Raw genomic sequence first — 6526 nt, 5'->3', positions numbered from 1 at the left:
GCGGAGAGATAGGGATTTGAACCCTAGATAGGCTATTAACCTATGCCGGTTTTCAAGACCGGTGCTTTCAACCACTCAGCCATCTCTCCGTTGTTGGGGCGCATATTAATGAGTTCGTATCACGTTGTAAAGTAAAAATTTAATATTTAGTAATATTCTTTTGGCTGACGCGCAATTAACGAACAAACTAAGCTAAAAATAACCGTTACCAGTGATAAAAGCCCCACTTTTATCGCAATATCTGCATTTTTTAATAAGCTAACCGCTTCAAAATTAAAAAATAATACCGGTGTTATTGCTATCGAAAACACCACAAGCGAAATTTTCATCGCACGCCAAAACGAAAACCGTTTCAAATACGTCATATACCAAGTCAGTAGCGAAAAAACGCCAAGCTTAATAAAGACAATATGACTAAAATCATTTGTTTGCGTTGCTGTTATATACACAGCAATCGCTGAAACGACTCCCCACATAAGCCATATTGACCAACTTTCTTTTTCGCGCAAAAACAAGTTATTCATAACTGCGCCTTTTATTATTTTGATGGATTAAATTGGTTGTTAATACATCACCTTAACAAAAAACGAACAGTTTTTAAATAGTCCATTTTAGCTTTATGTCAAGAAATAAAAACTCACTAACGCGACGATTGACGCCACTAAAATATTGAGTGCAACGCCTTGTTTTGCCATATCTTTAATTGACACTTCGCCACTGGCAAAAACAATTGAGTTAGGTGCCGTTGCAACGGGTAAACAAAATGCACACGAGCAACTAATCACCACAGGGATCATTAACAGTTCAATTGGTAAATTAAGTGCAATGGCAGCACTTGCGATTATTGGCATCATAAGCGTCGCTGTTGCGGTGTTAGAGGTAATTTCGGTTAAGAACGAGACCCCTATCGCTAATGCAAACAAACTAAGTAGTACAGGTAACGTACCTAGTGCCACAAAAAACTGCCCGAGTAACTCACTTAACCCGCTTGAAACAAACGCTTTAGCGATACAAATACCACCGGCAAATAACAGCAGCATACCCCATGGAATTTCTTTCGCGTCCTGCCATTGGAGAATACGCCCTCCTTTGCCATTACTGGTTATCGCCATCGCAAGTACGCCTAGTAAGGCAACTGACGAATCCCCTACGGTATTAATATCAAGCATCTGTGACCAGCCGCCAAGCGGCTCTTTACGAAATACCCAAAGTAGCGCAACCAGTGCAAAAATCACTAACACGCGTTTTTCTGCAATGCTCCAACCATCGCACTTAGGCAGATGAATAGCCGACGATAAACGAATGCCACGGGCAAGCCATAGCGCCATTAATGGAATTGAAATCACAATAATCGGCACGGTTACTTTCATCCAGCGAATAAAACCGTATTCCTCTCCAGCAAACTCTTCATAAACCGACGCAAAAATCACATTTGGTGGCGTACCAATCAGTGTTCCTACCCCACCCAACGACGCCGAATATGCCAGCCCTAGCAATAAGGCGATTTTAAATCGATTATCATCGGTTGATGCGCAAATCGCGAGCACCACAGGGAGCAACGCAACGACTGTCGCGGTGTTTGAAATCCACATAGACAAAATGCTGCTAGTTGCCATAATGGCAAAAATAATGCGAAGTGCGCTGTCGCCGCCAATGACCTTCAATATGGCAAATGCAATGCGCCGATGAACGCCAGATTTTTCAATTCCCACCGCTAACATAAACGCGCCCATCAACAATACAATAACGTGTGAACCTAGCGATGATGCGGCTTGCTGGTGCGTTAATACGCCAACAAATGGAAACAAACCAATTGGTATGACCGACGTAAGCGGTATTGGTAGTGCCTCTGTCACCCAAAAATAAGCGGTAATAACGGTAATTGCTAAGGTAAAGGAAATGGTATCGGGTTGCAGCCATAAATATCGTGATGCTAAATAAGCAACCAGGCACAAAACAACCCCAATCAAAATATGTTTATTATTGTTATTCATATTATTTGTAGGTTAACTTTTTATCAGTTTTTGGCAATTTTGCCATCGTGCATCACGTTTCACATCATCCCAACTTGGATAACGCTTTTGATGAAACACCTTCATACGTGAACCATGTTCTTGAAAATCTGCTACAGAAAGCCCATCAAGTACTTGGTAAAGTCCTTCTTTTTCATTGCACAGTAGTACGTTATCGCACCCGGCTTGCAAGGCTTTTGTCACTCGGGTGACATAATCTCCCACTTGTACTGCGCCTTGCATTCCCATATCGTCAGATATCACAGGGCCGTTGAAACCAAGCTGCTGTCGTAACACCTTTTGCAACCAAAATGGCGAAAAACACGCTGGATTTTCATCAACTTCAGAGTAGATCACGTGCGCAGGCATGACCGCATCCGCAATGCCTAAATCAATTAACGCTTTAAACGGCAGTAAATCAAACTGACTTATCTCTCTAAAACTACGATCATCTTTCGGCATCGCAATGTGCGAATCTGGACCGACCGAGCCGTGACCCGGAAAATGCTTAATAACCGATTTCATACCTGCAATGTGTAAACCACCAATCAGCGCTTTCGCGCCATTAATTACATCCATGGGTTTAGACGAGAATGCACGATTGCCAATCACTTGTGAAATTCCATTCACGTCAACACAAGGTGCGTATGAGAAATCAATTTGACAGGCAAGTAACTCTGCAGCCAGTGTCCAGCCAATATCATTTAAGCCGCTATTAGCAAACACAAATGCATCCGACATACTTGGCAATTCAGTAAAGCCGTCACTAAAACGCTGTACACGACCGCCTTCATGGTCAACTGAAATTAATAGTGATGGATTGATGGTTTTAATGTGTTTTGTTAACGCACACAGTTGCTCGATATTTTCAAAGTTACGGGTAAACAAAATAACGCCGCCCACTAATGGGTGCGCTAATAGCTCGCGCTCTTCTTGTGATAGTGTTTTATCATCAATGCCTGTCGTAATCGGTCCTAGCATGTTACCCCTACAAGCTTGTGAAAAAATCATTAACGTCGATATTTCGCGACTTTTTGAAATCGTTTACTTTGCTGCCAAGATACAAAAAGCCGACTAATTCATCTTCTGGAGCAAGATTAAGCGCTTGTTTTACATAATCATCTTGTGCATAACTACCCGTGCGCCATACACCGGCAAGCCCTTGTGCAAATGCTGCTTGTTGCATTGCCATTACCGCACAGCCTGCTGATTGTACTTGCTCGATTCTTGGTACCTTGTCATGAGGCTTATACTTGGCAATGCAAATAATAATAAGAGGAGCACGCAAAGGCAGTTCTTTGGCACGCGCTAATACTGTGTCATCGGCGTTGTTATTCAATGCGGCTTGATAATAAATTTCGCCAAGTTTCTCACGAGCATCACCTTCAACAAGAATAAACTGCCATGGCTTAAGCGCTGCATGATCTGGCGCGCGCAGCGCTGCTTGTTTAATAATATCCAGCTGCTCAGCTGTTGGGCCTGGTGTAGTGAGTTTACTGTTTGATTGACGTTCTAATAAGAGTTCTAATGCGTTCATTAAGCTGACAAGTTAGTTTTTTGCCAAGCTTAACAAACTGCACTAAAAAGAAAAGAGTTTAACGCACCTACGGGCTAGCTATCTTGCTGGGTGTTTGGCAAAAACTTGCGCGCAAGCCAATAATCAAGGCTGACGTATCTGCCGCCGCCATTAAAAAATAAGCTCAACAACATGGCAAAATAAATAAAACCAAACTCAATACCGTTGTTTAACACAACGGGTTTACCGGTTTCATACAAGTATTCTGTAAATCCATGTTCATCAAGGATCTCGCGCATCTTGTTCAATCGCTCTTGTGCTGCTTTGGAATTTTCTAAACTTGCCTTTGCGCCAGGAATCGCTAGCCAATCCAATACTTTTGCTGCACTGGTTTCACTATTTGTTGGGGTAATTGAAAACCAACCATTATGCCAATGCACCGTGGTAATCGCGACAACCATAGTAAACGCTAATGGAATCGCAACGGCGCGGGTAAATAAGCCGATTAAAATCAACCACCCACCCAGAAATTCTGTCCATCCAGCTAAAAATGCCAATAACTCCGGCATTGGTAAGCCTAATCCCCATTCGCTATTACCAAACCATGAAACAACGCTAGGTAACGCTGTAATGGCTTCTAAAAAACTAGCAGGGTTTTCGCTCATACCGAGCTTACTGTAACCTGCAATGATCATCACAGGTGCGAGAATTAAGCGGAACAGTAAAAATGGAATACCAGAGAAAATCTGGCTTTTTTGAATTAATGTTTGATAGTGATTAAGCAGTGTCATACCGACCTCTAATTTTTATAACTAAATTAAAGACCGGTAAAACATAGTTATTTATTCACTAAATTTTTCGAGCAACTTGCAGCGCTTCGAAAATTGCGCGTTTTGCATCGATTGCTGAGGCCAATTTTGCGCCACCGATCACATCAATTTTAGACGCATATTTCCCATTTTCGAGTTGTGATTCAAAGGTATTTGTATTAGACACTTGGCCAATACAGGTGATCACCGAATCACATGGAATGGTTTGTTGTTTACCATCTACCTCGATAACGAGACCGTCTTTATTCAATTCGACATAATTACAACCACTGATCTGTTGTACATTTTGTTGCTTCGCTACCGCACGGTGGATCCAACCCGTCGTTTTACCTAGGTCGCTACCAAAACGGCCTGGACTGCGCTTTAACATAGTAATATTGTGTGGAATGTTATGTTGATGCCCTTCGACATTAATTGCCCATTGCTGCTTGAATTCGTCAACCGACTTATTCGCTTTTTCAGCTAAAAACGCAACCATATCAAAACCAATACCGCCGGCACCTAAAATAACGACATTTTTGCCAATTTCTACTTCGCCACGGATAACTTCATCATACGCAAGCAAGGTTCTGCCATCTTTTAACGCAAATGACGCTTCACGCGGGCGCACACCGGTAGCAAATACCAGATTGTCGTATTGTTCGTACATGCTATCGTCAAACGCAGTTTCAAGCTGAACATTTACCTTTAACTTAGCTAACTCTGATTTAAAGTAATCAAGGGTATAATTAAAGTCTTCTTTACCCGGCACACGCATCGCTAAATTAAACTGACCACCCAAGTGCTTTGAGCGCTCAATTAACGTCACTTTGTGCCCTTTCTCAGCTAAATAGCAACTTGCCGCTAAGCCTGCTGGCCCACCACCGACAACAAGTACATTTTTAGTATTAGTTGTTGACTCTAATGAATAGTCTAGTTCAAAACCTGCTCGCGGATTGACAAGGCATGTGGCGCGTTTACCTTTAAATACGTTATCTAAACAACCTTGGTTACACGCGATACACACATTAATGTTGTCGCTTTTGTTTTCAACGTATTTATTAAAGAAATCTGGGTCTGCCAGTAACGGTCTTGCCATTGAGATTAAATCGGCAGATTTATTAGTTAAGATTGAATTAGCTAGGTCTGGCGTATTAATACGGTTTACCGCAACACATGGAATAGATACATGCTGTTTTAGCATTTCGGTTGCTTCAACAAACGCACCTTGCGGTACCATGCTAGCAATGGTTGGAACACGAGCTTCGTGCCAGCCAATACCGGTGTTAAAAATATCAACTCCCGCTTTTTCTAACACTTTTGCTTGTTCAATCACTTCATCTTGGGTTGAACCTTCTTCCACTAAATCCATTACCGAAATTCTAAATACAATAATAAACTTATCGCTTACTTCTCGGCGCACAGCTTCAACAATTTCTTTTGCAAGACGCATACGATTTTCGTTTGAACCACCGTATTTATCGGTGCGCTTGTTGGTACGCGGAGCCATAAATTCATTAATTAAGTAACCTTCTGAACCCATGATTTCAACGCCATCATAGCCTGCACGCTCTGCAAGTCGAGCCGATTTAGCAAACGACTTAACCGTGCTTTGAATATTGCTAAGCGACATTTCTTTTGGCTTATATGGATTGATTGGCGCCTTAATTGCGCTTGGCGCTTGATTAAATGGGTGATAGGCATATCGTCCTGCATGAAGCAGTTGCAAGCAAATTTTACCACCGTGTTCGTGCACCGCTTTGGTTACTGGGCGATGCTTTAACACATCAAAAAACGTATTAAATGACGACGAGATTGGCGTTAATTTACCAACCAAGTTTGGGCTAAAGCCCCCTGTAATAATTAAACCAACACCGCCTTTTGCGCGTGCCTCATAAAATGCTTTTAAGCGCTTTATGTTCCAAACACCTTCTTCTAAACCGGTGTGCATTGAGCCCATTACAAGGCGATTTCGCAGTGAATTGTTTTTCAGTTTTAATTCTTGTTCTAACATACTTGCTACTTACTCTACTGGTCATACCTCAAGCACTTTAACTGGTTTAACCAGTTAACTCAAGCTTGTCCAAAGTGATCTCTTAACTTACTCACTAACTATAATGTTTTATCTAAACTTTTTAGCTAAACACTTAGTTACGTTTTTCATTTAAGTTTGCCTAAAAAGTAAGTTA

Annotated in this window: 6 protein-coding genes and 1 tRNA gene; all 7 read right to left on the bottom strand. The window is 41.7% G+C overall.

All coding sequences use genetic code 11. From position 1 onward, the window contains the following. Position 1: 1 nt before the first annotated feature. The 7 genes from AN214_RS19695 to AN214_RS19665 all read right to left on the bottom strand — a co-directional run bounded on the left by AN214_RS19695 (position 2) and on the right by AN214_RS19665 (position 6351). A tRNA-Ser gene (locus AN214_RS19695) sits at positions 2-89 on the bottom strand. A 57-nt stretch (positions 90-146) separates the two neighbouring features. Further along, positions 147-524 (bottom strand): hypothetical protein, encoded by a 378-nt coding sequence (locus AN214_RS19690; RefSeq protein ID WP_010560000.1) that lies wholly within the window; start codon positions 522-524, stop codon positions 147-149. Between the two features lie 93 nt (positions 525-617). Further along, positions 618-1994: a DASS family sodium-coupled anion symporter gene (locus tag AN214_RS19685; RefSeq protein WP_054981272.1), complete on the bottom strand. Its 1377-nt coding sequence runs from the start codon at positions 1992-1994 to the stop codon at positions 618-620. 12 nt (positions 1995-2006) lie between these two features. Next, positions 2007-2993, bottom strand: coding sequence for a beta-N-acetylhexosaminidase (gene nagZ / locus AN214_RS19680; protein ID WP_054981271.1), 987 nt, complete (start codon positions 2991-2993; stop codon positions 2007-2009). Between the two features lie 7 nt (positions 2994-3000). Further along, entirely contained in the window at positions 3001-3549 is a 549-nt protein-coding gene (locus AN214_RS19675) for an NAD(P)H nitroreductase (protein ID WP_054981270.1), read from the bottom strand. 74 nt (positions 3550-3623) lie between these two features. Continuing rightward, entirely contained in the window at positions 3624-4319 is a 696-nt protein-coding gene (locus AN214_RS19670; protein ID WP_054981269.1) for a DoxX family protein, read from the bottom strand. A 58-nt stretch (positions 4320-4377) separates the two neighbouring features. Continuing rightward, a complete protein-coding gene (locus AN214_RS19665) occupies positions 4378-6351 on the bottom strand; it encodes an FAD-dependent oxidoreductase (protein WP_054981268.1) in 1974 nt (657 codons plus the stop codon). Positions 6352-6526: the final 175 nt, after the last annotated feature.

It is taken from the genome of Pseudoalteromonas sp. P1-9 (genome assembly GCF_001399975.1).
Taxonomy (GTDB): Bacteria; Pseudomonadota; Gammaproteobacteria; order Enterobacterales; family Alteromonadaceae; genus Pseudoalteromonas.
Note: the sequence above shows the minus strand (reverse complement) of the source record. Positions and strands in the feature narration are given on the sequence as shown.

Coding starts and splice junctions, on each gene's coding strand:
- nagZ (WP_054981271.1), bottom strand. CDS start 2,993: ATGCTAGGACCGATTACGACAGGCATTGATGATAAAACACTATCACAA.
- AN214_RS19670 (WP_054981269.1), bottom strand. CDS start 4,319: ATGACACTGCTTAATCACTATCAAACATTAATTCAAAAAAGCCAGATT.
- AN214_RS19685 (WP_054981272.1), bottom strand. CDS start 1,994: ATGAATAACAATAATAAACATATTTTGATTGGGGTTGTTTTGTGCCTG.
- AN214_RS19665 (WP_054981268.1), bottom strand. CDS start 6,351: ATGTTAGAACAAGAATTAAAACTGAAAAACAATTCACTGCGAAATCGC.
- AN214_RS19675 (WP_054981270.1), bottom strand. CDS start 3,549: ATGAACGCATTAGAACTCTTATTAGAACGTCAATCAAACAGTAAACTC.
- AN214_RS19690 (WP_010560000.1), bottom strand. CDS start 524: ATGAATAACTTGTTTTTGCGCGAAAAAGAAAGTTGGTCAATATGGCTT.